Source organism: Pseudomonas paralactis, assembly GCF_001439735.1.
GTDB classification, from domain to species: domain Bacteria; phylum Pseudomonadota; class Gammaproteobacteria; order Pseudomonadales; family Pseudomonadaceae; genus Aquipseudomonas; species Aquipseudomonas paralactis.
This window is the reverse complement of record NZ_JYLN01000007.1, coordinates 199543-226212: the sequence shown is the minus strand read 5'-3', so window position 1 is coordinate 226212 and position 26670 is coordinate 199543. Positions and strand designations below refer to the sequence as shown.

Sequence of the window (26670 nt, the reverse complement as noted above, 5' to 3'; positions counted from 1 at the left end):
CGTGCGGAAAGCAGCGGTCTTACTACACTCGTTAAGCTGCGCAACGGATGTGCCCCGCGCCAGGCGCCTGACCTGCCCGTCGTACCGTCACCCGGCACGGTGTGCATCCAATGGACGTTGAATGTGACCTGACTGTCTTGTCCAGCTTCACCCACCTGTCGCTCTGATTCGTTTATCGTGACCCACGAACAGAGCTGACGGTCTCCCCGCAAGGGGATAACACGCGACGCTTCCATCAATAACAAGCCCAAGCGGAGTACCACAGATGGCGTTCTTCACCGCAGCCAGCAAGGCCGACTTCCAGCACCAACTGCAAGCGGCACTGGCGCAGCACATCAGTGAACAGGCACTGCCACAAGTGGCGCTGTTCGCTGAGCAATTCTTCGGCATCATTTCTCTGGACGAACTGACCCAGCGTCGCCTTTCCGACCTGGCCGGTTGCACCCTGTCTGCCTGGCGCCTGCTTGAGCGCTTTGATCACACCCAACCGCAGGTGCGGGTCTACAACCCTGATTACGAACGTCATGGCTGGCAATCGACCCACACCGCGGTCGAAGTGTTGCACCATGACCTGCCATTTCTGGTCGACTCGGTACGCACCGAGCTGAACCGCCGTGGCTACAGCATCCACACCCTGCAAACCACCGTGCTCAGCGTGCGCCGTGGCAGCAAGGGCGAATTGCTGGAAATCCTGCCCAAGGGCACCCAGGGCGAAGGCATTCTTCAAGAATCGCTGATGTACCTTGAGATTGACCGCTGCGCCAACGCCGCCGAACTGAACGTGCTGAGCAAAGAGCTTGAGCAGGTGCTGGGCGAAGTGCGCGTGGCTGTGGCTGATTTCGAACCGATGAAAGCCAAGGTCCAGGACCTGCTGGCCGGTATCGACGCCAGCGCGTTCGCCATCGACGGCGAAGAAAAAGCCGAGATCAAGAACTTCCTGGAATGGCTGGTGGGCAACCACTTCACCTTCCTGGGCTATGAAGAGTTTGTGGTACGTGACGAGGCGGACGGCGGTCATATCGAATATGACGCCAGCTCTTTCCTCGGTCTGACCAAGCTGTTGCGCGCCGGCCTCACCGCCGAGGACCTGCGCATCGAAGACTACGCTGTAGCCTACCTGCGCGAGCCGACCGTGCTGTCGTTCGCCAAGGCCGCACACCCAAGCCGCGTGCACCGCCCAGCGTATCCGGACTATGTGTCGATCCGCGAGATCAGCGCCGACGGCAAGGTCATCAAGGAACACCGCTTCATGGGCCTCTACACCTCCTCGGTGTACGGCGAAAGCGTGCGAGTGATCCCGTACATTCGTCGCAAGGTCGCGGAAATCGAGCGTCGCTCGGGGTTCCAGGCCAAGGCGCATTTGGGCAAGGAACTGGCCCAGGTGGTTGAAGTGCTGCCCCGCGACGACCTGTTCCAGACCCCGGTCGACGAATTGTTCAGCACCGTCATGTCGATTGTGCAGATCCAGGAGCGCAACAAGATCCGCGTGTTCCTGCGCAAAGACCCGTACGGTCGTTTCTGCTACTGCCTGGCCTACGTGCCGCGTGACATCTACTCCACCGAAGTGCGCCAGAAGATCCAGCAAGTGCTGATGGATCGCCTCAAGGCTTCGGACTGCGAGTTCTGGACCTTCTTCTCCGAGTCCGTCCTTGCCCGTGTGCAACTGATTCTGCGGGTAGACCCGAAGAACCGCCTGGACATCGACCCGCTGCAACTGGAAAAAGAAGTGGTGCAAGCCTGCCGCAGCTGGCAGGACGACTACGCCAGCCTGGTCGTGGAAAGCTTCGGCGAAGCCCAGGGCACCAACGTGCTGGCCGACTTCCCCAAAGGCTTCCCGGCCGGCTATCGCGAGCGTTTTGCCGCGCATTCGGCCGTGGTCGACATGCAGCACCTCAACAGCCTCACCGAAGCCAACCCGCTGGTGATGAGCTTCTATCAGCCGCTGGGCCAGGTCTCCGGTCAGCGCGAGCTGCATTGCAAGCTCTACCATGCGGATACTCCGCTGGCGCTGTCCGACGTACTGCCGATCCTGGAAAATCTCGGCCTGCGCGTGCTGGGCGAGTTCCCGTATCGCCTGCGCCATGCCAATGGCCGTGAGTTCTGGATCCATGATTTTGCGTTCATCGCCGCCGAAGGCGTGAACCTGGATATCCAGCAGCTCAACGACACCCTGCAGGACGCCTTCGTGCACATCGTGCATGGCGACGCCGAGAACGACGCGTTCAACCGCCTGGTGCTGACCGCCGGCCTGCCATGGCGCGACGTTGCGCTGCTGCGTGCCTACGCCCGTTACCTCAAGCAGATCCGCCTGGGCTTCGACCTGGGTTACATCGCCAGCACCCTGAACAACCACACCGACATCGCCCGCGAGTTGACTCGGTTGTTCAAGACCCGCTTTTATCTCGCGCGCAAGCTCACCGCCGACGACCTGGAAGACAAGCAGCAGCGCCTGGAGCAAGCGATCCTCACCGCCCTGGACGATGTTCAGGTGCTTAACGAAGACCGCATCCTGCGTCGCTACCTTGACCTGATCAAGGCCACCCTGCGTACCAACTTCTACCAGACCGACGCCAACGGCCAGAACAAGTCGTACTTCAGCTTCAAGTTCAACCCGCACGCGATTCCCGAACTGCCCAAGCCAGTGCCGAAGTTTGAAATTTTCGTGTATTCGCCACGGGTTGAAGGCGTGCACCTGCGCTTCGGCAATGTCGCTCGCGGCGGCCTGCGCTGGTCCGACCGTGAAGAAGACTTCCGTACCGAAGTGCTCGGCCTGGTAAAAGCCCAGCAAGTTAAGAACTCGGTGATCGTGCCGGTGGGCGCCAAGGGTGGCTTCTTGCCGCGGCGCCTGCCATTGGGCGGCAGCCGTGACGAGATCGCGGCCGAGGGCATCGCTTGCTACCGCATCTTTATTTCCGGCCTGTTGGACATTACCGACAACCTTAAGGATGGCGCCCTGGTGCCTCCGGCCAACGTCGTGCGCCATGACGACGATGACCCCTACCTGGTGGTGGCGGCGGACAAAGGCACTGCGACCTTCTCCGACATCGCCAACGGCATCGCCATCGATTACGGCTTCTGGCTGGGTGACGCGTTCGCTTCCGGCGGTTCTGCCGGTTACGACCACAAGAAAATGGGCATCACCGCCAAGGGCGCGTGGGTAGGTGTGCAGCGTCACTTCCGTGAGCGCGGCATCAATGTGCAGGAAGACAGCATCACCGTAGTGGGCGTCGGCGATATGGCCGGTGACGTGTTCGGCAATGGTTTGCTGATGTCCGACAAGCTGCAACTGGTCGCGGCCTTCAACCACCTGCACATCTTCATCGATCCGAACCCGAACCCGGCCACCAGCTTCGTCGAGCGCCAGCGCATGTTCGAGCTGCCGCGTTCGTCCTGGACCGACTACGACACCAGCATCATGTCTGAAGGCGGCGGTATCTTCTCGCGCAGCGCCAAGAGCATCGCCATCTCGCCACAGATGAAAGAGCGCTTCGACATCCAGGCCGACAAGCTGACCCCGACCGAACTGCTCAACGCCTTGCTCAAGGCGCCGGTGGATCTGTTGTGGAACGGCGGTATCGGTACGTACGTCAAGGCCAGCACCGAAAGCCATGCCGACGTGGGCGACAAGGCCAACGACGCGCTGCGCGTGAACGGCAACGAACTGCGCTGCAAGGTGGTGGGCGAGGGCGGTAACCTGGGCATGACCCAACTGGGCCGTGTGGAGTTTGGCCTCAATGGCGGCGGTTCCAACACCGACTTCATCGACAACGCCGGCGGCGTGGACTGCTCCGACCACGAAGTGAACATCAAGATCCTGCTCAACGAAGTGGTGCAGGCCGGTGACATGACCGACAAGCAGCGCAACCAGTTGCTGGCGAGCATGACTGACGAAGTCGGCCACCTGGTGTTGGGCAACAACTACAAGCAGACCCAGGCCCTGTCCCTGGCCGCACGCAAGGCTTACGAGCGCGCCGCCGAGTACAAACGCCTGATGAGCGACCTGGAAGGCCGTGGCAAGCTGGACCGCGCCATCGAGTACCTGCCGACCGAAGAACAGCTCACCGAGCGCGCTTCCACCGGCAAGGGCCTGACCCGTCCGGAGCTGTCGGTGCTGATCTCGTACAGCAAGATCGACCTCAAGGAAGCGCTGCTCAAATCTCAGGTGCCGGATGACGAGTACCTGACCCGTGACATGGAGACCGCGTTCCCGCCGAGTTTGGTGGCCAAGTTCTCCGAAGCCATGCGTCGCCACCGTCTCAAGCGCGAGATTGTCAGCACCCAGATCGCCAACGACCTGGTCAACCACATGGGTATCACCTTCGTGCAGCGACTCAAAGAGTCGACCGGCATGAGCCCGGCGAACGTCGCCGGTGCCTACGTGATCGTGCGCGATATCTTCCACCTCCCGCACTGGTTCCGTCAGATCGAAGCCCTGGACCACCAGGTGTCGGCCGACGTGCAACTGGAGCTGATGGACGAACTGATGCGCCTGGGCCGTCGTGCTACGCGCTGGTTCCTGCGCAGCCGTCGCAACGAACAGGACGCCGGGCGTGACACTGCGCACTTCGGTCCGCATCTGGCGGCGTTGGGTCTCAAGCTTGACGAACTGCTGGAAGGTCCGACCCGTGAAGGCTGGCAGAACCGTTACCAGGCCTACACCCAGGCCGGCGTACCGGAGTTGTTGGCACGCATGGTTGCAGGTACTACCCACCTGTACACCTTGCTGCCGATCATCGAAGCCGCCGACGTGACCGGGCACGACGCCGCCGAAGTGGCCAAGGCCTACTTCGCCGTCGGCAGCGCCCTGGACCTGCCGTGGTACCTGCAGCAGATCAGCGACCTGCCGGTGGCCAACAACTGGCAGGCCCAGGCCCGCGAAGCCTTCCGCGATGACGTGGACTGGCAGCAACGTGCGATTACCATCTCGGTACTGCAAATGGCTGACGCGCCACAAGACATGGAAGCCCGTGTGGCCCTGTGGCTTGAGCAGCACCAGGACATGGCTGATCGCTGGCGTGCCATGATGGTGGAAATTCGTGCCGCGGTCGGCACGGACTACGCCATGTATGCGGTGGCCAACCGGGAGTTGCTGGACCTGGCGTTGAGCGGTCAGTCGGTGTTGCAGCCGGCTTGATCAAGCGCTGACAAAAAAGCCCCCGTATCGTCAGATACGGGGGCTTTTTAATTGGAGCAGGTCTCAATCAGGCAGGCCTACAACGACCACCGGCTCAAGGACGCTGAATAGCTTCGGTGTGGTTTCCTGAAGATCCGCCAGGATCGCTTGATAGTCCTGGGTGTCTGACATCTGATGCATCAATGCCCAATAGTCCGCTTCAATATTTGGTAGTGCCATCGCGTCAGCGGTTTCTATCAGCACCAGTCTCAGTAATGCACAGGCTTTGGGCAGGTTCCTTTCAAGCCCGTACGTGCGGTGGGTTTTGGCTTTGTCTTGAGACAGGCCCGCCAGCGCATAGCCATACTCAAGCAGCCCGTCCAGTTGGCCCATCTCGGCCAATTGAATGATGCGTTTCTGCTTTTGCTCGGTACTCACCGTTCCGTCTTCGGCAAAGGCCAATTCATACACTGCCGCGCGATGCCCACCGTCGGCCGAGCGTTGGATCAACTGCGCAATCGTTGCCTCGCGTTGCAGGGTGTCGGCAATCAGTGCTGGCCTTTTACGGTAAGCCTGGGCAAGTTCAAACAGCGCCTCAGGCGCGCCTGTGGCAGCGGCGCGGTTCAGCCATTCGATGTCCTGGGTCATCAAGTACAGGTAGATCATTGCACGGGGGGCATTGTTATTTGCTGCGTGGGTTGCCAGCTCTTTGGCCTTGGCCAGTGAGTGAACGTCACCCAACCTCATCAAGGCAGGTATGTGGTCCTGGGCGGCAGCCAGCGACAGCCATTGCCGGGTGGCGGAGGTCGGACGGCGTCCCCCCCCGTCCAGCACAGATTGGCACGTGGCCATGGCGTATTGCGCGTCTACGTCGCCAGCGGCGCCGGCGATGGTCAGGTGGAACCTGGCCTTTTTGTATCTGCGCAAGCTGAATAGCGAGAACCCGGTGTCTTTGGCTGCTTCGGTTAATTCGGTAAGGGTCGAGTTCAAGTGGGCCGGTAGTGTCCCGGCCTCGTCATGCAGCTGTGTGATCAGCGAGAACAGAGGGGGTAGCACTTGGGATTCGGTGGACATATCTCATACCTGTATTAAGCACTGGATTGTGCGTTACACAGGTTATGAAGAACGCCTGGAGCCCAGGCGTTAATTACTTAGCGCGCTGCGGTTTGGCAAACAGTGAAAGGCTTTTGATCTGTTCTTAAGGATCAATGGTGCATGAGCAACTTGCTTTCAAGGTGGTCCAGGTGCCGGGTCATCAAGGCCACAGCGGCGTTACTGTCACGCTGCTCCACAGCGTCCACAATCGCCCTGTGCTCCTGCCACGCGCAGTAAGTGCAGGCTTGCGTTTCGTATTGGGCAATGACCAGCGAGGTCAATGGCACCAGGCTGTTAAGAAACTGCGCCAATGGGCCGTTCCCTGCGATAGCGGCCAGCTGCAAATGGAACTCTCCAGACAACCGAATCGCCGGACCGCGCTGGTCGCGTTCGATGCAGTCACGCTCGCGGGCGATCAAGTCCCGTAGCTGGCGTACCTGTACCGAGGTGGCTTGGGCGCACGCCAATTGCACCACCGTCATTTCGGTCATGCGCCGGGCTTCGAGAATCTGCCGGGTCTGCTGGGCATCCGGCGCAGCCACCTGGGCGCGCTGGTTGGGGCGCAGGATGATCACTTGTTGATGGGACAACTTGGCCAGAACGCGGCGGATCACACTGCGGCTCACGCCAAAGGTTTCGCCCAGGCTTTCTTCGGTGAAGCGGCTGGCGGGGGCGATACGCTGCTCAAGGATCGCGTCGAACAGGCGTGGGTAGATGTCATCGACCGAAAGCTTCTTGCCCGACACCAGACGCAGGCAGGGCAGGGGATCGCGTTGCAGGGCTTGGACGTTCATGGCCGGTCTCCAATTATTCAACTGCCCAGATGGTCATCCGGGATGTTCAAGCGAATGCCCATGCGCAGGCCTTCCTGCAGGATGTGCCGACGCATTTCGGCACTGGCCAGGGCGCTGTTCTTGTTGCGGATGGCGCGTACCACGGCCTCGTTTTCGTGCAGGCGTTCGGCCAAGTGCTCTGGGGAATTGCGCAACACCTGGGCGCTTTGCTTGAGTGCCGTGCTGGTTTGTTGCACCACGTTCTGGAAGATCGGGTTGGACGTCAGGGCAAACAGTTCTTCGTGAAAGTCGATGTAAGCGTTCATGCCCGCCTCGGCGTCACCGGCATCCAGAGCTTCGCGCATGTCCATCAGGGTCAGGCGCAGTTGGCCGATCTCCTTGCTGCTGATGGATTGGGCGACCAGGCCGACGATGAAGGGTTCAAGGGTGTAGCGCAGCTGCAGAATGTCTTCGAGGCTGGCGTCGGCCACGGCGTCGCTCGACTGCGGCTCGCTGACACTGGTTTCCAGTACCACCACACCCTTGCCGGGCATGGAGCGCACCAGGCCAAGGGTTTCCAGCACGATTACCGCTTCGCGCAGGCTCGGGCGGCTGATGCCCAGTTGCTCGGCCAGTTCACGCTGGCCGGGCAACATTTCGCCACGCCGCCACTGGCCGCGTGCGAGGGCGGCCCGCAGTTTTTCTACCACTGAATTGACGACGGTTGAGGTGCTGATCACGTCGATGGCTCCTTGATGTTGCTCATACAGTATTCAGTCTGGCAAAAGGCCAATGTGGGAGCTGGCTTGCCTGCGATGACTGAGTGTCAGGCACTACATTTGACGCTGACTCACCGCTATCGCAGGCAAGCCAGCTCCCACATTGGATGGGTGTTGTCCTAGAACTCCTGATGCGCCGGTAATACCGGTTTCTTGGCCTGGAAGGCATAGCCTTGCTGACCGTCCAGCACCTTGTTGGCACGCTGGATATCAATGTCTTTTTCCCAGCGCGCAATCGCCACGGTAGCCACGCAGTTGCCGATCAGGTTGGTCAGCGCCCGACCGATGCCCATGAACCAGTCCACCGCCAGCACCAACACCAGGCCCACCACCGGAATCGCAGGGATCGCCGTGAGTGTCGCCGCCAGAATCACCAATGCCGAGCCCGGAATGCCATGGGCGCCTTTGGAGGTGATCAACGATACCAGCAGGATGGTCAGCAAGTCGGTCATCGACAGCGGTGTACCGGTGGCGTTAGCGATAAACACGATGGCCAGGGTCAGGTAGATCGAGAAACCGTCGAGGTTGAACGAGTAACCGGTGGGGATCACCAAACCCACGGTGGAACTGCCAATGCCCAGATGTTCCAGCTTACGCATGATCTGCGGCAGCACGGCGTCGGATGAAGCGGTGCCCATCACGATCAGCAGCTCCTCGCGCAGGTACTTGAGCAGCGGCAGCATCCGCAGACCGGACAAGCGCATCACCAGCCCCAGGATCAGCGCGACAAAGGCAAAGCACGTCAGGTAGAACAGCCCGACCAGGCTGCCCAGGTGTTGCAGCGAGTCCAGGCCGTAGGTGCTGGTGGTGAACGCGATGGCACCGAATACGCCAATCGGCGCCAGGCGCACGATCATGCCCATGATGCGGAAGATCACATGGCTCAATTCGTTGATCAGCCGCGAGATGCCGCTGGCCGCTTCGCCCACCAGGTTCAATGCGCTGCCGAACAGTACCGAGAACAGTAACACCTGGAGCACGTTGTTATCGGCAAATGCACCAATCACCGAGTTGGGAATCAGGTCCATCAGGAACTGGCTGGTGCCCTTGATGTGCTGGCCCTTGTCGGCCAGTTCATTCAAACCGGCCGAAGAGAGTTGCTCAAGGTGAATGTTGGCGCCGCTGCCGATGCCGGTGCTGAAGGCCATGATCAGGCCGAGCACCAGGGCAACGGTGGTCAGCACTTCAAAATAGATCACCGACTTGAGGCCGATACGCCCGACCTTCTTCAAATCACCTGCGCCCGAAATACCGCTGACCACCACGCAGAATACGATCAGACCGATCAGCATTTTGATCAGCTTGATAAAGCCGTCACCCAGGGGTTTGAGTTGTGAGGAGAATTCGGGAAGGGCCAGGCCGCAGGCGATGCCGAGCATCAGGCCAATCACGACTTGCAGGAAAATCGAACGCGAGCACCATCTGAGCATGGGAGGGATCTCTATTCGGTGCCCTGGTGGTTCCAGGGCTTAATTGTTGTGGTCTTACCGGTAAGTCCAGTGCCGGGCCAGTCTACGCTCGGTTTTTTTCAAACCACAAGTAAATATTCACCGGCTGGCAGGTCCCGGTCTGACCAGTTGGTCGGTCAGTGCGGTGCTTGAGCGGTTGACGGGGTTTAAAATTTTTTGCGTATCATCGGCCCTCGGCACATGAGGTGATCGATGGACCAACCAGGACTGACAACCGACCCCACAGGGTGTACCCATTGCAGTTGGCGCAACGCCGCCCCGGAATATCTTCATTACCACGACCACGAATGGGGCGTGCCGGTGGCGGATGACGTGCAGTTGTACGAGAAAATCTGCCTGGAGGGCTTCCAGGCCGGGATGGCGTGGATCACGATCTTGCGCAAGCGTGAACATTTTCGTCAGGCGTTCCACGGGTTTGATTTTCGCAAGGTCGCGCAATATGGCCAGGCGGATATCGAGCGGTTGATGACGGATCCGGGGATTGTGCGTAACCGCGCCAAGATCGTCTCCACCATCAACAACGCGCGCCGGGCCTGTGAACTGGTGGAAGAAACCGGCTCGCTGGCACGTTGGTTATGGGCATTCGAACCCGGCGAAGCCGAACGCCCGGCCGTGGTGGACATCGCCTACTGGTCCGGTAATCCGACCTCACCGGCTTCGATGCGCTTGTCCAAGGCCCTGAAGAAACGCGGCTGGACCTTCGTCGGCCCGACCACGATGTATGCGTTGATGCAGGCGATGGGGATGGTCAATGATCATCTGGAGGGTTGCGAGTGCCGGCTGCGCATTGAACACCAGCGCGACCTATTCAAACGTCCCTGACCAGACACGGTTAAAACTGTGGGAGCAGGCAAGCCAGCTCCCACATGGGTTTTGTGGTGTTGCTGATTATTTGGGAAGCGGGGTGAGTACCTCAGCCTTGTCATCCATCACCATCACCACCAGCAACTTGGCCGGCTGGGTCTGGCTGGCATTGCTTGACTCAAAATGCCGCGAGCCGGCCGGTTCATAGAACGATTGCCCGGCCTTATAGGTGATCGCCTTCTCATCGTTGACCCGCGAAGTGACCGCGCCTTGCAGCACATAAGCCACCGCAGTGCCGGTGTGGCTATGGGGTACGGTGGCCTGGCCGGGGGCGTAGTCCACGGTGAGCATGAGGGTTTTCTTGCCGGGTACGTTGGTCAAGGCGTGCTCCTGCAGCACCTTGAGCGTTTCCTGGTTGTACACCGGGTCGTGGGCAATTGCGCTGAGGGAGGTGAGCATCAGCGTGGTGGCGAGCAATCGTTTCATGATCAGGATTCCAGGTAATTCAAGACTCCTTCACCCTACGCCGCAGCGCGCACGCCACCAATGACCAATACGCCGGAAAATCCCTTAGCCAATCTGCCGAAGAATATCGCGCACCTTGTCCAGCGCCGGGTCGATGTCCAGGGTTTCGATGGCACCGAAGCCGAAAATCAACCCCGAGCGCAATGGCACATCGTGGAAGAATACGTCCAGGGGGTACAACCCGACCTCGACCTGACGCGCCTGTTCTATCAGCAAGGGGATATTCAACGCCACCTTGCACAATGCCGCCAGGTGGAAGCCGGCCACCGTCGGAACCGCCTCGAACCACGGTGAAAGATCGCCCGCCAGACGTTGCAGTATTCGTTCGCGACGGCCCGCGTAGATGCTGTGGCAACGGCGAATATGCTTGAGCAGGTAACCTTCGCTGATGAACTTGGCCAACGCCCACTGCGGCAGGGTAGAGCTGTGCTGGTCGGTCAATTGCTTGGCCTTGAGCACCGCGCCATAGATCGCTGGCGGCAGCACCGCGTAGCCCAGACGTAACTCGGGCAACAAGGTTTTGGAGAAGGTGCCGACGTAGGTCACCACGCCTCGGGTGTCCAGGCTTTGCAGGGAGTCGGTGGGGCGCCCTTCGTAGCGAAATTCGCTGTCGTAGTCGTCTTCGATGATGATCGCACCCAGCTCGATGGCGCGGTCCAGCAGAGCCTCGCGGCGCGTCTGACTCATAGGCATACCGAGGGGAAACTGGTGGGACGGGGTGACGTAGATCAGACGGGTACCATCGGGGATCTGGTCGACCTGGATGCCCTGTTCATCGACGGCCACGCTGGCGACGCTGGCGCCCATTGCTACGAACATTTGGCGTGCGGGGCTGTAGCCTGGGTCTTCCATCGCGACCCTGCTGCCCGGTTCCAGCACCACGCGGGCAATCAGGTCCAGCGCCTGCTGCGCGCCGTTGGTGACCACGATATCGCTGGCGCGGCATTTGACACCCCGGGAAAACGCGATATGCCCGGCGATGGCCTCGCGCAATGCCGGTAACCCTTCCGGTTGGCTGTAGAAACCACTGTTCTGGGCGATACGGCGCAGCGCATCCTGGGTGCAACGTCGCCACTCGTCTTGGGGGAATTGGTTGCGCGCAGTCGCGCCGCCGATAAATTCGTAGCGCAGGATGCCGTCGCGGGAAGGGTGGCCCATGGGCGAGGGCAGTGCCGCCCACTTGCCCAGGTTGGCGGCGCAGGCCAGGTCGGTGGCGGTTTGCACGCGGTCGGGCTGCGGCGCCCAGGCGTTGACGAACGTGCCCCGGCCAATCCTGCCAACCAGCAGGCCTTCATACGTCAAGGTGGAATAGGTGTCGGAGACGGTTTTACGTGATACGCCCAGTTGCTCGGCAAGCAATCGGCTGGGTGGCAACTGCGTGCCGGCGGCAAGTCGCCCGGTGGCGATGGCTTCGCGCAGTTGCTGATAAAGCTGGGCAGCCAGGTCCTTGCGGCCATTGATGACGAGGTGCAGTTCCATGTTTCATCCTGGAGACAGATCGATCTGCGTCAAGGTTACGCGCAAATCGATCTGAAGAAACCAGGCCGTGTCAGGACAGGAAGCCGCCGTCCACATTCAACGACACACCGGTGGTGTAGCTCGACGCATCACTGGCCAGATACAACACCGCGCCGGCCATTTCGCTGGGGTCGGCCACGCGTTTGAGGGGGATCTGGGCCAGGGCCACTTTCAGGATCGAATCGTTCTTGACCAGCGCCGAGGCGAACTTGGTGTCGGTCAGGCCCGGCAGCAGTGCGTTGCAACGGATGCCGAACGCTGCGCATTCCTTGGCGAACACCTTGGTCATGTTGATCACGGCCGCCTTGGTGACCGAATAGATGCCCTGGAACACGCCCGGCGAAATGCCGTTGATCGACGCCACGTTGATGATGCTGCCACCGCCGTTCTCGCGCATCAGCTTGCCGGCTTCCACCGACATGAAGAAGTAACCGCGGATATTCACGTCAACCGTCTTCTGGAATGCGCCGAGGTCGGTGTCCAGTACGTTGCAAAATTGTGGGTTGGTTGCGGCGTTGTTAACCAGAATATCCAGGCGGCCGAACTGCTCGCGGATCCCGGCAAATACCTGGGTAATCTGCTCCATTTCACCAATATGGCAGGCAATCGCCGTGGCCTTGCCGCCGTCGGCGATGATGGCATCGGCGACATGCTGGCAACCTTCCAGCTTGCGGCTGGAGACGATCACGTGGGCGCCTTGCTGGGCCAGCAGCTTGGCAATGGCCTCGCCGATACCACGGCTGGCGCCGGAAACGAAAGCGATCTTGCCATCAAGGTCGAACAGGTTGGTCTTGGACATGAGGGTTCCTTGTAGGGGTAATCAGAGCGCTGATTTGCCGATGACATTCAGGCTCATCTGCTCCAGCAACGTGTTCATGTGGATGAACTGCGCGAAGCGTTTGTCCTGGGTCTGGCCATGGAAGAAACGGTAGTAAATCTGCTGCACGATGCCGGCCAGGCGGAACAGGCCGTAGGTGTAGTAGAAATCGTAATTGTCGATCGCAAGGCCCGAGCGCTCGGCGTAGTAGTCGACAAACTGACGGCGGGTGAGCATCCCCGGAGCGTTGCTCGGCTGGCGTCGCATCAGTTGCACCGGCGCAGGGTCCGCAGCTTCGATCCAGTAGGCGAGGGTGTTGCCCAGGTCCATCAGCGGGTCGCCCAGGGTGGTCAGTTCCCAGTCCAGTACACCGATGATCTGCATCGGGTTGTGCGGGTCGAGGATCACGTTGTCGAAGCGGTAGTCGTTATGCACGATGCTGGATGTGGGCGAGTCGGCGGGCATTTTGTCGTTAAGCCAGGCGCGCACCGCTTCCCATTTTGGCGCATCAGGGGTCAGGGCCTTTTCGTAGCGCTCGCTCCAGCCGCGAATCTGCCGCGCCACGTAGCCTTCAGGCTTGCCCAGGTCGGCCAGGCCGCAGGCGCTGTAGTCGACCTGATGCAGTTCGACGAACTTGTCGATAAAGCTTTTGCACAATGCTTGAGTCCTGGCCGCGTCCAGGCCCAGTTCTGGCGGCAGGTCTGAGCGCAGGATAATGCCGTTGACCCGTTCCATCACATAGAACTCGGCGCCGATCACCGATTCATCGGTGCAATGCACGTACGCCTTGGGGCAATACGGAAAACCATCTTTGAGCTGGTTGAGAATCCGGTATTCACGGCCCATGTCGTGGGCGGACTTGGCCTTGTGGCCAAACGGTGGGCGACGCAGCACGAATTCCTGGCCTGGATATTCGAGCAGGTAGGTCAGGTTCGATGCACCACCGGGAAACTGGCTGATCGCAGGCGTGCCGCTCAAGCCCGGAATGTGGGCCTTGAGGTAGGGATCGATCAGGCTGGCATCAAGTTCTTCGCCGGGGCGAATCTGGGTCGATTGGTCGTTCAGCGCCATGCTTATCCCTTCTGCTTATTCTAAAGGCCTTGGACTATTTCCTAATCTAATGCGCACCGCCGCCCAGCGACAAGGTCGGGGCGGCTTAATAGGTTAGCGTGTTGAAGGGTGATCAGCGTGCCTGATTGGTCATTTTGCGGGCGCTGGCAAGGTCACCGGTGTAAGCACGGGGCGGCCGGCAAAGTATTCCACGAGGTTATCAGCGACGCGCTGCACCGTGTCATGGGCCGCTTCCGGGGACAGGCCGGCCACGTGGGACGTCAGCACGGTATTGCTCAGGCGCTTGAGGGCATCGGGCACTGCAGGCTCATCGTCAAACACGTCCAGCGCGGCACCGCCGATGCGGCGCTGCTCCAGCGCGGCGACCAGGTCGGCGGTCACCACTACGCTGCCGCGGCCGATGTTGACCAGAAAGCCGTGCGGCCCCAGGGCGTCCAGGGCGTGACGGTCGATCAGGTGACGGGTGCTGGCACCGCCGGGCGTAGCCAGCACCAGGAAATCCGAGGTACGCGCCAGCTCGACAGCCGTCGCACAGTAGGTGTAATCCACGTCATCGCGGGGTTGGCGGTTGTGATAACTCACCTCCATGCCGAACCCCAGGGCAGCGCGCCGGGCAATCTCCATCCCCACCGCACCCAGCCCGAGAATCCCCAGGTGTTTGCCGCTCAGGGAAGGGCGCATCACTTTCGGCCATTCGCCACGCCGCACCGCTGCATCCGTCTGGGGAACGCCACGCACCAGCGACAGCAGCAGCGCCATGGCATGGTCGGCCACTGACGGCGCATTTACCCCTGCACCGTTGGTCACCACGATCCCACGATTGCTCGCGGCCTGCAGGTCCACGTGTTCGTAGCCGGCACCGATCACGCAGATGATTTCCAACAACGGCAGTGCCGCGATTTCATCGGCGTACAACCCCAGCGGGCCACGGGTCAGCACGGCCTTGATCTGCCCACCGTGCAACTTGATCGCCTGAGCGCGTTCGGCGGGCGTCGGCGCCAGAATCACATGAAAGTCATTGCTCTCGATGATTTGCAGGTACTCGTTGATGGTTTCAACCAGGACCAGAACGGTGGTGGGCATGGGGCAGCTCTCCGGTGAGTTCGATGCTCGGAGTATGCTGCATTTTTGTTGCGCGAAATGCCGAGGGCCCGAGAAAGCGCCACTGATTTTGCGAAAGGTGCCAGCGTCTCGGCGAGCGGGAGACGCTGTTTGCACGCGGGCGAATTATTTAGCGGGTGCGGGCTTGCGTACCTTGCTCTGTTCGGCCGCTACGATGTCCATGTAGTCGTAGGTAGGAAAGAACTCTGTCCTGAAGGGCCCCCATGCAGAGCGTTCGATGGCGAGATTGACCTCCCGCAGGCGCGAGGCGGGGAAGCGTAGAACGATGACGTGGCCGATCCCCATGGCGATGGTCCAACTGACGATCTCTACCCCTTCAGGAGGGAATACTTTAAAGAGTTCCTGTTCGGTGAGTTTTGTTCTTATTTCGTTCAAGTTGCGAGATTGGTCATGTTTGAGGAAAACGGTCAGCAGCACCGCATTGTCAGCGCTGATGGCGACAGGTTTTCCTGATGTGGAAGCCTGCGCATGAAGGCCGCCTGAAACAAGGGTAGAGAACAATAAAACAGACGCCAATAATGGCTTTAATAGCGTTTTCATTGAGTGAGGCCTTTTATGAGTATTGTCGCTACTCGTGGGGTGAGTGTTGAGGGTTAGTGGGTGGGGGTGGTTTTTACTGATCCGGTATAGGGCGCATGAACCACATGTATTCGAACAAGAGGGTTGGCGTCGATCATGTCGCGCGGCACTTCACGAGAGTAAGTGAATTCCTGATTGTTCAACGTCTCAAGTTTTCTGACGATGGTTCTCGTTGCACCTTTATCGGGTATCAGGATATGGTTTTTCTTGTCCCCTGTTACCATGAAGTAACCGCCGCCGCCGTTGTCATATTTTGATAGCCCGGTATCGGTGTAGAAAAATTCGTAGCGATTACGCTCAGGGTCCCACGCTGATATTCCAACGACACCTGGGTACTTGTCCTTTACATCGATCTCTGGGGCGCCCTCTATATAAACTTTTGTCGTCAGCCAGCGAGGGGATGTGCCCAGGGCACTTGCGTCGGAGTTTTCTACTGCCGGTTGTGCTTGGCTGGCCAATGGGCTGAGCATTCCGGTGGCAAGTATCAGGGAGAAAATAAGGTTGTGTTTTTTCATCAAGTCGCTCCTGGCGAGTGAGGTTTTTAATTCTGCTGTCGTGGGTTTAGAGGACTTTGTTTTTTGAGCTGAGCTGGAATATAGACGTGATAGGAGGGGCTCTCAATGCTTGGGAAAACCCTTGCAACAAAACCCGCAATAATTAGAGTTTCAGTCCAGATGCGCTGATTAACTGTCTGTAAGAACTTTCTTATATGTGGGGGTGCGTAACTTTAATTGATGTTGGGTTTCTATCAGCGGCTTGCCACTGGAGAACTTTGAATGACTGGATTTGTTTAAACACAGCTTCGCCGGCCTTGCGTGATCGACCCTCCCAATGCCACGCCGGCAGGGAGGCTCGTGAGGTGGGTAAAGGCGGTGCGCATCTGGCGTTGAATCAACTGAGCTGCCCATGGACCGCCTTCCAGGCTTTGCACTGCATTGCCGTTCCTCAGCTAAGTCTTTGCTTATTCACAAGAATCCCGGACAATCGCGCCCCTGTTAAGGTCAGGGCGCTGCCTGTCAGGTTTTTCTGACTCGTCCTGGCCGTGTGAATGCGGAGATCCGACCGGATGAATGATCAGGCCAATAGCGTCGACGAACGCTATGCAACGACACCTGCAACGCTCACAAGCTGGAGCCGCCAGGACACCACCTGGATGCTCGGGCTGTTCGGTACCGCCATTGGCGCCGGTACTTTGTTCTTGCCGATCAACGCGGGCCTGGGGGGCTTCTGGCCGCTGGTGATCCTGGCGTTGCTGGCCTTCCCGATGACGTTCTTTGCCCACCGTGGGCTGACCCGTTTCGTGCTGTCCGGCCGTGAAGGTTCCGACATCACCGACGTGGTTGAAGAGCATTTCGGTATCAAGGCAGGTGCATTGATCACCTTGCTGTATTTCTTCGCGATCTTCCCGATCCTGCTGATCTACAGCGTGGCGCTGACCAACACCGTCAGCAGCTTCATGGAGCACCAACTGCACATCATGCCGCCGCCTCGCGCGATCCTCGCGTTTGTGCTGATCCTCGGTCTGCTGGCCGTGGTGCGCTGCGGCGAACAAGCGATCGTCAAGGCCATGAGCCTGATGGTGTATCCGTTTATCGTTGCCTTGCTGTTCCTGGCTGTGTACCTGGTGCCGCATTGGAATGGTGGCATTCTCAGCACTGCCAGTGAGGTGCCGGCACCGTCGGCGTTGCTCAATACGCTGTGGCTGGCGATTCCGGTCATGGTGTTCTCGTTCAACCATTCGCCGATCATCTCGGCCTTTGCGGTTGACCAGAAGCGCCAGTACGGCGCACACGCCGAGGAGCGCAGCTCGCAGATCCTGTCCCGCGCGCACCTGCTGATGGTGGCGATGGTGCTGTTCTTCGTGTTCAGTTGCGTGCTGACCCTGTCGCCGGCGCAGTTGGCCGAAGCCAAAGCGCAGAATCTGTCGATCCTGTCGTACCTGGCGAATCACTTCGACAACCCGACCATCGCCTTTGCCGCGCCGTTGATTGCGTTCGTGGCGATTGCCAAGTCGTTCCTGGGCCACTACATCGGCGCCAGCGAAGGCCTCAAGGGCCTGGTGGTCAAGACCGGTCGCCGCCCGGCACCCAAGACCCTGGACCGCATGACCGCCGCTTTCATGCTGGTGGTGTGCTGGATCGTGGCCACGCTTAACCCAAGCATCCTCGGGATGATCGAGACCCTGGGCGGGCCGGTGATCGCGTCGATCCTGTTCCTGATGCCGATGTATGCCATTCGCAAAGTGCCGGCCATGGCCAAGTACCGTGGGCAGGCGTCGAATGTGTTTGTGACTGCAGTTGGCTTGGTTGCCATTACGGCGTTGGTGTATTCGCTGGTTGCTTGAGCCCTGATGCGGTCTGTCTGACTGCACAGCTCTAAAAGTGTGGGAGCTGGCTTGCCTGCGATAGCTATCTGTCAGTCATTACATTCATGACTGATACACCGCTATCGCAGGCAAGCCAGCTCCCACATTTGTTTTGCGGTGGTATTGACGTTGTATCCCAGGCATAAAAAAACGCCGCGTACCTTGCGATACGCGGCGTTTTTCACATCAACACACCGTTAAGCTTGAATCACCGGGATGTTGGCGCTTGCTGCGATCTTGCGGAACTCGGCGATCTGGTCGAAGTTCAGGTAGCGGTAGACGTCACTGGCCATGGTGTCCAGTTTCGCTGCGTAGCCCATGTACTCTTCTACAGTCGGCAGGCGACCCAGAGTGGAGGCGACGGCCGCCAGCTCAGCCGATGCCAGGTAGACGTTTGCACCATCACCCAGGCGGTTCGGGAAGTTACGGGTCGAAGTCGAGACGACGGTGGAGTTCGGTTCTACACGTGCCTGGTTACCCATGCACAGCGAGCAGCCCGGCATCTCCATGCGCGCCCCAGCCTTGCCGTAGATGCCGTAGTAGCCTTCTTCGGTCAACTGGTGAGCGTCCATCTTGGTCGGCGGCGACAGCCACAGACGCGTTGGCAGCTGGCCCTTGACCTGCTCCAGCAGCTTACCGGCAGCGCGGAAGTGACCGATGTTGGTCATGCACGAACCGATGAACACTTCGTCGATCTTCTCACCGGCAACGCTGGACAACAGACGGGCATCGTCCGGGTCGTTAGGGGCGCAGAGGATCGGCTCGTTGATTTCCGACAGGTCGATTTCGATGATTTCGGCGTATTCGGCGTCGGCATCGGCTTCCATCAGTTCCGGGTTGGCAACCCAGGCTTCCATCGCTTGGGCGCGACGTTCCAGGGTACGTGCATCGCCGTAGCCTTCGCCGATCATCCAGCGCAGCAGGGTGATGTTGGAGTTCAGGTACTCGGTGACGGACTCTTTGGACAGCTTGATGGTGCAACCGGCAGCCGAACGTTCAGCCGAGGCGTCGGACAGCTCGAAAGCCTGTTCCAGCGTCAGGTCGTTCAGGCCTTCGATTTCCAGGATGCGGCCGGAGAAGGCGTTTTTCTTGCCTTTCTTCTCTACGGTCAGCAGGCCAGCCTGGATCGCGTAGTAAGGAATGGCATGAACCAGGTCACGCAGGGTGATGCCAGGTTTCATCTTGCCTTTGAAGCGCACCAGAATCGATTCCGGCATGTCCAGTGGCATTACGCCAGTGGCTGCGGCGAACGCGACCAGACCGGAACCGGCCGGGAACGAGATGCCCATCGGGAAACGAGTGTGGGAGTCACCGCCGGTACCGACGGTGTCCGGCAGCAGCATACGGTTCAGCCAGCTGTGGATGATGCCGTCGCCCGGACGCAGCGATACACCGCCACGGGTCATGATGAAGTCAGGCAGGGTATGGTGGGTGGTCACGTCGATCGGCTTGGGGTAAGCCGCGGTGTGGCAGAAGGACTGCATCACCAGATCGGTCGAGAAGCCCAGGCACGCCAGGTCCTTGAGTTCATCACGGGTCATTGGACCGGTGGTGTCCTGGGAACCCACGGTGGTCATCTTCGGCTCGCAGTAGGTGCCTGGACGAACGCCTTTGCCTTCCGGCAGGCCGCACGCCTTGCCGACCATTTTCTGCGCCAGGGTGAAACCCTTGCCGGTGTCGACAGGTGCTTCAGGCAGCTTGAACAGGTCGGTAGGGCCCAGGCCCAGCTCGGCACGGGCCTTGTCGGTCAGGCCACGGCCGATGATCAGCGGGATACGGCCGCCGGCGCGAACTTCGTCCAACAGCACCGGAGTCTTCATTTCGAAGGTGGTCAGGACTTCGTCGGTGCCGTGTTTGCAGACTTTGCCAGCATGAGGGTACAGGTCGATCACGTCGCCCATGTTCATGTTGGTGACGTCGAATTCGATTGGCAGTGCGCCAGCATCTTCCATGGTGTTGTAGAAGATCGGAGCGATTTTGCTGCCGAAGCAGAAACCACCGGCACGCTTGTTCGGCACGTAAGGCACGTCGTCGCCGAAGAACCACAGGACCGAGTTGGTTGCCGATTTACGCGACGAACCGGTACCGACCACGTCACCGACGTAGGCGATCGGGAAGCCTTGGCCGCGCATTTCTTCGATCTGCTTCATCGGGCCGGTCTTGCCTTGCTCGTCCGGCACGATGCCTTCGCGAGCCATTTTCAGCATGGCCAGGGCGTGCAGCGGGATGTCTGGGCGGGACCAGGCGTCAGGCGCCGGGGACAGGTCGTCGGTGTTGGTTTCGCCGGTGACCTTGAAGACGCGCAGGCTGATCTTGTCGGCCAGGGTAGGGCGGTTGCGGAACCACTCGCCATCAGCCCAGGACTGGATCACGCCTTTGGCGTGTTCGTTGCCGTTGCGGGCTTTTTCGGCGACGTCGTGGAACGCATCGAACATCAGCAGGGTGTGCTTGAGCTGGGCGGCCGCGACGGGCGCCAGAGTGGCGTCGTCCAGCAGCTCGACCAACGTCACGATGTTGTAGCCGCCTTGCATGGTGCCGAGCAGTTCAACAGCGCGTTTCTTGTCGATCAGGGGGGAAGTGGCTTCGCCCTTGGCCAGGGCAGACAGGAAACCGGCCTTGACGTAGGCAGCTTCGTCAACGCCTGGTGGAATGCGGTTGGTGATCAGGTCAACGAGGAATTCTTCTTCGCCAGCCGGAGGATTTTTCAGCAGCTCGACCAGGCCTGCGGTTTGTTCGGCGTTAAGCGGCTGGGGAACGATACCCAGTGCTGCACGCTCTTCGATATGTTTGCGGTAGGCTTCAAGCACAGTTATTACCCTCATCAGTGGTCCCACGGGACGCTCATCCAGAAATGAACGGCACGCATGCGCTCAGGGGCTTTTTGGGCCGCAAAGCCAGCGCTGCCGACATTCCTTTACAGAAGCTGCTTTCAAAGTTTTACGCCTGCAGAACGGAGCTGATGAGGGTTGGCGCGGGCTCTGACCTACCGGGTCGAAACCACGCCAACACCGTTCTGAAGGAACGACTGTGCTCGTGACGCTTTGAAAACAGCTTCCAGCGGATTATTGGCGCCTTACAAGGCCGGGTGATTCTACGGCAAAAAAAATCTAAAGGTAAGTTGCCTGGCCAAGTTTGCTGGGTGATCAACCTTAGACAAAGGGCTAACATGGCGCACTGTTTCGCTGATTTGCGTGTTGTTGCCCATGTCCAACCAAACCATCAAGACCCCCTGCGTAGGCCTGTGCTCTACGGTCTACGGCGATCTCGTGTGTCGCGGCTGCAAGCGTTTCCACCACGAAGTGATCCAGTGGAATGGCTATAACGAGGAAGAAAAACGCGCAGTCTGGCTCCGGCTCGAACAACTGCTGGTGCAAGTCATGGCCGGCAAAGTGGAGGTTTTCGACCCCAAAACCCTGCGCAGCCAGTTGGAGCAACGCAAGATTCGCTTTGTGCCGCACCAGTCCGAGTACTGCTGGGCTTACCAGTTGATCGCACGCGGGGCGCGGGTGATCAATAACCTTGAGGCGTACGGCATGGTGCTGTTGCCGGAGTTTCGCGACTGGCCCTTGCCGGACCTGCGCGATGCGATTGATCGGGAGTTCTTTATCCTCTCTGAAGCGCATTACCAGCGCTATATCGCCCCGGGATTCTTGAAAGATGCGCTGGGCTAACTGACTGACGAGCTCCCACATTTGATCTTCATTGCCTGAAGGGCGGCGTCAGGGCTTGGTAGCCAGCTCTTCCAGATGGTCCATGAGCGTCTGCGGCTTGAGCACCAGCACGTCGCCTTCCACCGCGTCCAGCACCACCTCCGCCGTATTACCGATCAGCGCTCCGGAAATTCCGGTGCGGGCCACGGTGCCGATGATGGTCACCGCTGCCTGCAACTGATGGGCCATATGGGGAATCAGCACGTCGGCCGGACCTTCCTTGATATGCAGGTGCCTGTCATCCACATCGAACTCGTCCTGGAACGCCTTGCATTGCTCGCGATAGCGCGCCTCGATGGTTTCCTTGAGCTGGAAGGTCGGGTCGGCCGCCGACAGCATCGGCGACGGATGGGCGCTGATCACATGCAGTTGCGCCTTGGCAAGGCTGGCGATGTCAAAGCCGTGGTCGATGATCGCGTTGTGCAGTGAGCGGTGTTCGCTGTCGGTATTGCCCACATCGATGGCCGCCAGAATCACTCCCCCAGCCCATGGCGTAGCGGTCTTGACCAACAGCACCGGCGTGGGGCAATAGCGCAGCAGCTTCCAGTCCGCCGGCGTCAGCAGGGCTTTTTTCAGCGGGCTGTCGGGGTAATGCTGCTTGATCACCAGGCCGCAGCCTTCGGCTTGCTGCACCTCGATAATGGTCTCGTGCAGGCTGTCGTTCCACGCCTGCTCGGTGGTGACGCTGTAGCCGTCTTCCTGCAGGCCGGATTTGAGCAGGCTCAGCAACGCCGAATGCTCATGCTTCTTGTCGCACACCAGCAAATGCAGATGCGCGCCGGTCACCCCGGCAATCAGCTTGGCACGCTTGAGGGCCAGGCTTTCCGAGTGCTCGGGCTCGATGACCACCAGGATGCTGCGGATGGCTTGCATGATCGGGATCTCCAGGAAGGGGCTTGCAACAACTATAGTTGCTGCCCGCCAGACGTCATGTTGATGCACATCAAGGCCGGTGGCTGGTGGTCTGCGGCGGGGTCGGTATAATCGGCGCCCTTTTGTGATCCTTTGCCCGTGAGCCTGATGAACCTGCCCGAAATCCATGAATTCCTCGGCTGCCGCACCCCCGACGCCTGGGTCCAGGCCGCCCTGGCCGATCAGGACACCCTGCTGATCGACCACAAGAACTGCGAATTCAAAGCCGCCAGCACCGCCCTGAGCCTGATGGCCAAGTACCACGGCCATGTTGACCTGATCAATATGATGTCGCGCCTGGCCCGCGAAGAACTGGTGCACCACGAGCAAGTCATGCGCCTGATGAAAAAGCGCAAGGTCGAACTGCGCCAACTGCATGCGGGCCGCTATGCCTCGGGTTTGCGCAAGGTGGTGCGCAGCCACGAGCCGGTCAAGCTGGTGGACACTCTGGTGGTCGGCGCTTTTATCGAAGCACGCAGCTGCGAGCGTTTCGAGGCATTGGTGCCGCATTTGGACGAAGAACTCGGCAAGTTCTACTTCGGTTTGCTCAAAAGCGAAGCGCGGCACTTCCAGGGTTACTTGAAGCTGGCCTACCAGTACGGTGACGCCAAGGATATCGCCCAAGTCATCGAACGAGTGCGTGCCGCCGAGCAGGAGCTGATTGAATCACCGGACATCGAGTTTCGCTTTCACAGTGGCGTGCCAGCCTGAGGCCACCGCCACGCCGATCAAGGCGGTGATCGCGGCCAGCAGCAGGATCACCGTTTGCGTGCCCAACGGCGCTGCCAGCATGGCAATCATCAGGCCCGCCAACGGCTGGGGCAGATTGTTGAGCAAGGTGATCACGCCCACCGTTTTGCCGAAATCCTGTACCGGGATCACTTGTTGACGGGTGCTGCGCAGGTACACGTTGAACATCTTGTCAAAGCCCGTCACCAGCAGGAAGCCCACGGCATACGCCCACACACCGGGGCTGACGGCGGTGATCAGCGCGCCGACTGCAATCATCGAATACGACAGCCCACCCATTACTTTCAACGGCAGTGATGAGCGTGCCAGGTAAAACAGAATCCCGATGGTGACCAGCGCGCCGGCGGCTTGCAGCAGGGCGTAGGCATCCTTGTCGGCGGCGTATTGGCCGGTAACCATGGCGGCCGAGGTGGCCAGTGTGACCCCAACCATCAGGTTCACGCCGACTGCCAGGATAATGATGCGTTTGAGTTCCACCCGGTTGCGGATATGGCCAAACGCAGTGCGCAGCGGTTGCAGCCAGATACCCGGGTGTTGCCCATGGCTTTGCAGGCTCACCGTGGTGGTGCGCTGCCAGAACAGCATCGCCAGGTCGGCGAGAATAAACAGCGCGGCGATGGCCAGTACCACCCAGGGCCATGCCCACACCTGCAGCATCAACGCCGCCAGCAACGGCCCGAGCACCAGGCCGCTCTGGTCGGCAATCTGCGAATAGGACAAGGTCTTGGCGTAGGTGTAATGCTGGAAGATATGCGGCATCACCACCTCCCGCGCCATGATGCCCTGGGTGGTCAATACCCCGCACAACGCGGACAGCATCACCAGCCAATGGATCCCGTCGAACAGCCCGTACAGTGCCACCGCCGCCACGCAGGCCAGTGCGCGATACATCTGACTGATATGCAGGATGCGCACGGGCGAAAACCTGTCGCACAAGGCTCCGCACACCGGAAATGCCAGATAGCGCGGCAGCGATTCGACAAAAAACGCCAGGCCCGCCCACGACACACTTTGGGTGGTCTGGAACACGATCAGCGGCACGATGAACAACAGGATCTGGTCGGCCAGCCGCGAGAAGAACAGCGAAACGAAGAACGCCAGGTAATCCTTGCGCATACAACTCCCTGTGAATGGCGTTAAAGATTGCAGGCTATTTGTTAAAAACTCTTAAAAGCATGAAGCTTCATCGGCTCGTACTGGCCAGCTGCTTCTGTGCGCCTGCTTGCCACCTATAATGCGCGCACTTCAATCTGCGTTTCTACACTGAGAACTTATGGAAAACCTGGGTCTGGGCAAGGTCCTGCTCGTTGAGGATGATGAAAAGCTGGCAGGGCTGATTGCGCAGTTTCTGTCGCAACATGGTTTTGAGGTGCGTGTCGTGCACCGGGGCGATGAAGCCCTGGCGGCGTTCCTGGACTTCAAGCCCAGAATTGTCGTGCTCGATTTGATGCTGCCGGGCCAGAGCGGGCTGCATGTCTGCCGCGAAATTCGCACTGTGTCGGACACGCCCATCGTGATCCTGACGGCCAAGGAAGACGACCTGGACCATATCCTGGGCCTTGAGTCCGGCGCTGACGATTATGTGATCAAGCCGATCAAGCCGCCGGTGCTGCTCGCACGTCTGCGTGCCTTGCAACGCCGCCAGGTGCCCGAGCCTGTGGCGCGTGGAGCCCTGGAGTTCGGCCGTTTGTCGATTGATCGCAGCTGCCGGGTCGTCAGCCTGGGCGGTCAGACCATCGATCTGACGACCATGGAGTTTGAGTTGCTGTGGTTACTGGCCAGCAGCTCGGGCAAGATCCTCTCGCGTGATGACATCCTCAACCGTATGCGTGGCATCGCCTTTGATGGCCTCAATCGCAGCGTCGACGTTTACATCAGCAAATTGCGCGGCAAGCTCAACGACAACCCTCGCGAGCCGGTGTGCATCAAAACCATCTGGGGCAAGGGTTACCTGTTCAATCCGTTCGCGTGGGAGGTTTAGATGCTGCGCTTGTATCTGCGCCTGTATGTGATCCTCGCGCTCGGCCTGGCCGGCTCGATCTGGCTGGTCAACTATGGCCTGGACGCGTACATGCCCGAGTCCAACGAGACCTATAACCGTGAAGCCCTGCGTGGCCCGGCGTGGGCTCTGGTGGAACAACTGCGACCGGTACAGGGAGAGGCGCGCCAGGCGCGTCTGGATGAACTGCAACCGCACTATGGTTTGCGCTTGAAACTGGTGCAGCGCGACGCCCAGCACCTGAGCGAGCGCGAGCAGCACCTTCTGGCGGATGGCCAAGTGGTGGTGCGCGAGGACTTTATGAAGTTCCTGTCACCGATCGACGCCGGCCCGCAATTACTTGAGATTCAGCTGCCGGAAGAACCCAAGTGGCTGTACCTGTGGGCCTATGGCTTTCTCGGCGTAAGCCTGGCCATCGTCCTGTACTTCTGGGTACGCCCGCACTGGCGTGACCTGGAACACATCCGCCTGGCGGCGCAGCGTTTTGGTGACAATGATCTGGGTTCACGCATCCTGTTGCCGCGGCGCTCCACCGTGCGCGAACTGGCGGGGCACTTCAACCAGATGGCCGAGCGCATCGAGAGCCTGATCGCCAACCAGCGCGAGCTGACCAATGCCGTGTCTCACGAGTTGCGCACGCCGATTGCTCGCTTGTCGTTTGAGCTTGACCAACTGCGCCAGCAGGTCGATCCCCGCCAGAGCAGCGAGTTGATTGCCGATATGTACGCCGACCTCGGCGAGCTGGAGGAAATGGTTTCCGAACTGCTGACTTACGCCAGCCTGGAGCGCGGCGCCACCCAGGTCACCCGCGAGAACATCGAAGCCCACAGCTGGCTCGACAGCGTGATCGGCAGCGTGGCCCTGGAGGCCGAAGCGCAAGGGGTGCAGTTATCGTTACGTACCTGTGAGGTCGACGTGATCCGCATCGAGCCACGCTTTATGGCGCGGGCGGTGATCAACCTGCTGCGCAATGCGATTCGGTACGCAGACCGGCGCGTGGAAGTGTCGCTGGTGAAATTCGGCAATGGCTATGAAGTGCGGGTCAATGACGATGGCCCAGGCGTGCCGCTGGAGGGCCGCACCAAGATCTTCGAACCTTTCCTGCGCCTCGACGCCAGCCGCGACCGCCGCACCGGCGGGTTTGGGCTGGGCCTGGCATTGGTTAAGCGCGTCAGCCAGTGGCATGGCGGACAAGTCGAGGTGCTGGACTCGGAGTGGGGCGGGGCGTCGTTTCGAATGACCTGGGCCTATGCCGAGTAGCACGCTTGA

At 59.9% G+C, this 26670-nt stretch carries 21 protein-coding genes; 7 read left to right on the top strand and 14 right to left on the bottom strand.

Annotated elements, in window-relative coordinates; translation table 11 throughout:
• The first annotated feature begins 265 nt into the window (after positions 1–265).
• Positions 266–5134 (top strand): NAD-glutamate dehydrogenase, encoded by a 4869-nt coding sequence (locus TX23_RS18925; protein WP_057703511.1) that lies wholly within the window; start codon positions 266–268, stop codon positions 5132–5134.
• Positions 5135–5197: 63 nt separating this feature from the next.
• Here TX23_RS18925 and TX23_RS18920 read toward each other — a convergent pair whose 3' ends face one another.
• The 4 genes from TX23_RS18920 to TX23_RS18905 all read right to left on the bottom strand — a co-directional run bounded on the left by TX23_RS18920 (position 5198) and on the right by TX23_RS18905 (position 9205).
• Positions 5198–6187, bottom strand: coding sequence for a tetratricopeptide repeat protein (locus TX23_RS18920; protein ID WP_057703510.1), 990 nt, complete (start codon positions 6185–6187; stop codon positions 5198–5200).
• A gap of 131 nt (positions 6188–6318) precedes the next feature.
• On the bottom strand, positions 6319–7002 hold the full coding sequence (locus tag TX23_RS18915) for a GntR family transcriptional regulator (RefSeq protein ID WP_057703509.1): 684 nt from the start codon (positions 7000–7002) through the stop codon (positions 6319–6321).
• 17 nt (positions 7003–7019) lie between these two features.
• Positions 7020–7721: a FadR/GntR family transcriptional regulator gene (locus tag TX23_RS18910; RefSeq protein WP_057703508.1), complete on the bottom strand. Its 702-nt coding sequence runs from the start codon at positions 7719–7721 to the stop codon at positions 7020–7022.
• A 158-nt stretch (positions 7722–7879) separates the two neighbouring features.
• On the bottom strand, positions 7880–9205 hold the full coding sequence (locus TX23_RS18905) for a C4-dicarboxylate transporter DctA (protein WP_177327440.1): 1326 nt from the start codon (positions 9203–9205) through the stop codon (positions 7880–7882).
• Positions 9206–9421: 216 nt separating this feature from the next.
• On the opposite strand from TX23_RS18905, the gene TX23_RS18900 reads away from it, so the two are divergent.
• On the top strand, positions 9422–10051 hold the full coding sequence (locus TX23_RS18900; RefSeq protein ID WP_057703507.1) for a DNA-3-methyladenine glycosylase I: 630 nt from the start codon (positions 9422–9424) through the stop codon (positions 10049–10051).
• Between the two features lie 66 nt (positions 10052–10117).
• On the opposite strand, the gene TX23_RS18895 is transcribed toward TX23_RS18900, so the two are convergent.
• The 7 genes from TX23_RS18895 to TX23_RS18865 form a co-directional block, all read right to left on the bottom strand.
• Positions 10118–10519 (bottom strand): cupin domain-containing protein, encoded by a 402-nt coding sequence (locus TX23_RS18895; protein WP_057703506.1) that lies wholly within the window; start codon positions 10517–10519, stop codon positions 10118–10120.
• Positions 10520–10603: 84 nt separating this feature from the next.
• Complete coding sequence (gene pdxR / locus TX23_RS18890) at positions 10604–12037, bottom strand: MocR-like pyridoxine biosynthesis transcription factor PdxR (protein ID WP_057703505.1); 1434 nt, start codon at positions 12035–12037, stop codon at positions 10604–10606.
• A gap of 70 nt (positions 12038–12107) precedes the next feature.
• Positions 12108–12875, bottom strand: a complete 768-nt coding sequence (locus TX23_RS18885) for an SDR family oxidoreductase (protein WP_032880837.1) — start codon at positions 12873–12875, stop codon at positions 12108–12110.
• 21 nt (positions 12876–12896) lie between these two features.
• Positions 12897–13964 carry a phosphotransferase family protein gene (locus TX23_RS18880; protein WP_057703504.1) on the bottom strand — a complete coding sequence of 356 codons (1068 nt, stop codon included), beginning with the start codon at positions 13962–13964 and terminating at the stop codon, positions 12897–12899.
• 129 nt (positions 13965–14093) lie between these two features.
• Complete coding sequence (locus TX23_RS18875; protein ID WP_057703503.1) at positions 14094–15047, bottom strand: 2-hydroxyacid dehydrogenase; 954 nt, start codon at positions 15045–15047, stop codon at positions 14094–14096.
• 144 nt (positions 15048–15191) lie between these two features.
• Positions 15192–15626, bottom strand: a complete 435-nt coding sequence (locus TX23_RS18870) for a hypothetical protein (RefSeq protein ID WP_054921314.1) — start codon at positions 15624–15626, stop codon at positions 15192–15194.
• A 53-nt stretch (positions 15627–15679) separates the two neighbouring features.
• Complete coding sequence (locus TX23_RS18865) at positions 15680–16180, bottom strand: DUF4822 domain-containing protein (protein ID WP_057703502.1); 501 nt, start codon at positions 16178–16180, stop codon at positions 15680–15682.
• Between the two features lie 551 nt (positions 16181–16731).
• Here TX23_RS18865 and TX23_RS18860 point away from each other — a divergent pair.
• The gene (locus TX23_RS18860) at positions 16732–18009 is read left to right on the top strand and encodes a serine/threonine transporter (protein WP_057703501.1); all 1278 of its coding nucleotides are present in this window, start codon (positions 16732–16734) and stop codon (positions 18007–18009) included.
• Positions 18010–18227: 218 nt separating this feature from the next.
• Here TX23_RS18860 and acnB read toward each other — a convergent pair whose 3' ends face one another.
• Positions 18228–20837 (bottom strand): bifunctional aconitate hydratase 2/2-methylisocitrate dehydratase, encoded by a 2610-nt coding sequence (gene acnB / locus TX23_RS18855; protein WP_005787883.1) that lies wholly within the window; start codon positions 20835–20837, stop codon positions 18228–18230.
• A gap of 396 nt (positions 20838–21233) precedes the next feature.
• On the opposite strand from acnB, the gene TX23_RS18850 reads away from it, so the two are divergent.
• Positions 21234–21701 (top strand): DUF1289 domain-containing protein, encoded by a 468-nt coding sequence (locus TX23_RS18850; protein ID WP_057703500.1) that lies wholly within the window; start codon positions 21234–21236, stop codon positions 21699–21701.
• 48 nt (positions 21702–21749) lie between these two features.
• Here the strand turns inward: TX23_RS18850 and TX23_RS18845 are convergent, their stop codons facing one another.
• Positions 21750–22613 (bottom strand): universal stress protein, encoded by an 864-nt coding sequence (locus TX23_RS18845; protein WP_057703499.1) that lies wholly within the window; start codon positions 22611–22613, stop codon positions 21750–21752.
• 147 nt (positions 22614–22760) lie between these two features.
• Here TX23_RS18845 and miaE point away from each other — a divergent pair, with 147 nt between their 5' ends.
• Complete coding sequence (miaE, locus tag TX23_RS18840) at positions 22761–23363, top strand: tRNA-(ms[2]io[6]A)-hydroxylase (protein WP_005787889.1); 603 nt, start codon at positions 22761–22763, stop codon at positions 23361–23363.
• Here the strand turns inward: miaE and TX23_RS18835 are convergent.
• Entirely contained in the window at positions 23319–24518 is a 1200-nt protein-coding gene (locus tag TX23_RS18835) for an MFS transporter (protein WP_057703498.1), read from the bottom strand. The two genes, miaE and TX23_RS18835, sit on opposite strands and share 45 nt — an antisense overlap.
• 157 nt (positions 24519–24675) lie before the next feature.
• On the opposite strand from TX23_RS18835, the gene TX23_RS18830 reads away from it, so the two are divergent.
• Positions 24676–25383, top strand: coding sequence for a response regulator (locus TX23_RS18830; protein WP_057703497.1), 708 nt, complete (start codon positions 24676–24678; stop codon positions 25381–25383).
• Complete coding sequence (locus TX23_RS18825; protein ID WP_057703496.1) at positions 25384–26661, top strand: ATP-binding protein; 1278 nt, start codon at positions 25384–25386, stop codon at positions 26659–26661. It begins immediately after the preceding gene.
• Positions 26662–26670: the final 9 nt, after the last annotated feature.

Excerpts from the sequence above, each read along its gene's own strand:
- TX23_RS18925 (WP_057703511.1), top strand. The coding sequence starts at position 266 with ATGGCGTTCTTCACCGCAGCCAGCAAGGCCGACTTCCAGCACCAACTG.
- TX23_RS18920 (WP_057703510.1), bottom strand. The coding sequence starts at position 6,187 with ATGTCCACCGAATCCCAAGTGCTACCCCCTCTGTTCTCGCTGATCACA.
- TX23_RS18915 (WP_057703509.1), bottom strand. The coding sequence starts at position 7,002 with ATGAACGTCCAAGCCCTGCAACGCGATCCCCTGCCCTGCCTGCGTCTG.
- TX23_RS18900 (WP_057703507.1), top strand. The coding sequence starts at position 9,422 with ATGGACCAACCAGGACTGACAACCGACCCCACAGGGTGTACCCATTGC.
- TX23_RS18895 (WP_057703506.1), bottom strand. The coding sequence starts at position 10,519 with ATGAAACGATTGCTCGCCACCACGCTGATGCTCACCTCCCTCAGCGCA.
- pdxR (WP_057703505.1), bottom strand. The coding sequence starts at position 12,037 with ATGGAACTGCACCTCGTCATCAATGGCCGCAAGGACCTGGCTGCCCAG.
- TX23_RS18885 (WP_032880837.1), bottom strand. The coding sequence starts at position 12,875 with ATGTCCAAGACCAACCTGTTCGACCTTGATGGCAAGATCGCTTTCGTT.
- TX23_RS18880 (WP_057703504.1), bottom strand. The coding sequence starts at position 13,964 with ATGGCGCTGAACGACCAATCGACCCAGATTCGCCCCGGCGAAGAACTT.
- TX23_RS18875 (WP_057703503.1), bottom strand. The coding sequence starts at position 15,047 with ATGCCCACCACCGTTCTGGTCCTGGTTGAAACCATCAACGAGTACCTG.
- TX23_RS18870 (WP_054921314.1), bottom strand. The coding sequence starts at position 15,626 with ATGAAAACGCTATTAAAGCCATTATTGGCGTCTGTTTTATTGTTCTCT.
- TX23_RS18865 (WP_057703502.1), bottom strand. The coding sequence starts at position 16,180 with ATGAAAAAACACAACCTTATTTTCTCCCTGATACTTGCCACCGGAATG.
- TX23_RS18860 (WP_057703501.1), top strand. The coding sequence starts at position 16,732 with ATGAATGATCAGGCCAATAGCGTCGACGAACGCTATGCAACGACACCT.
- TX23_RS18850 (WP_057703500.1), top strand. The coding sequence starts at position 21,234 with ATGTCCAACCAAACCATCAAGACCCCCTGCGTAGGCCTGTGCTCTACG.
- TX23_RS18845 (WP_057703499.1), bottom strand. The coding sequence starts at position 22,613 with ATGCAAGCCATCCGCAGCATCCTGGTGGTCATCGAGCCCGAGCACTCG.
- miaE (WP_005787889.1), top strand. The coding sequence starts at position 22,761 with ATGAACCTGCCCGAAATCCATGAATTCCTCGGCTGCCGCACCCCCGAC.
- TX23_RS18835 (WP_057703498.1), bottom strand. The coding sequence starts at position 24,518 with ATGCGCAAGGATTACCTGGCGTTCTTCGTTTCGCTGTTCTTCTCGCGG.
- TX23_RS18830 (WP_057703497.1), top strand. The coding sequence starts at position 24,676 with ATGGAAAACCTGGGTCTGGGCAAGGTCCTGCTCGTTGAGGATGATGAA.
- TX23_RS18825 (WP_057703496.1), top strand. The coding sequence starts at position 25,384 with ATGCTGCGCTTGTATCTGCGCCTGTATGTGATCCTCGCGCTCGGCCTG.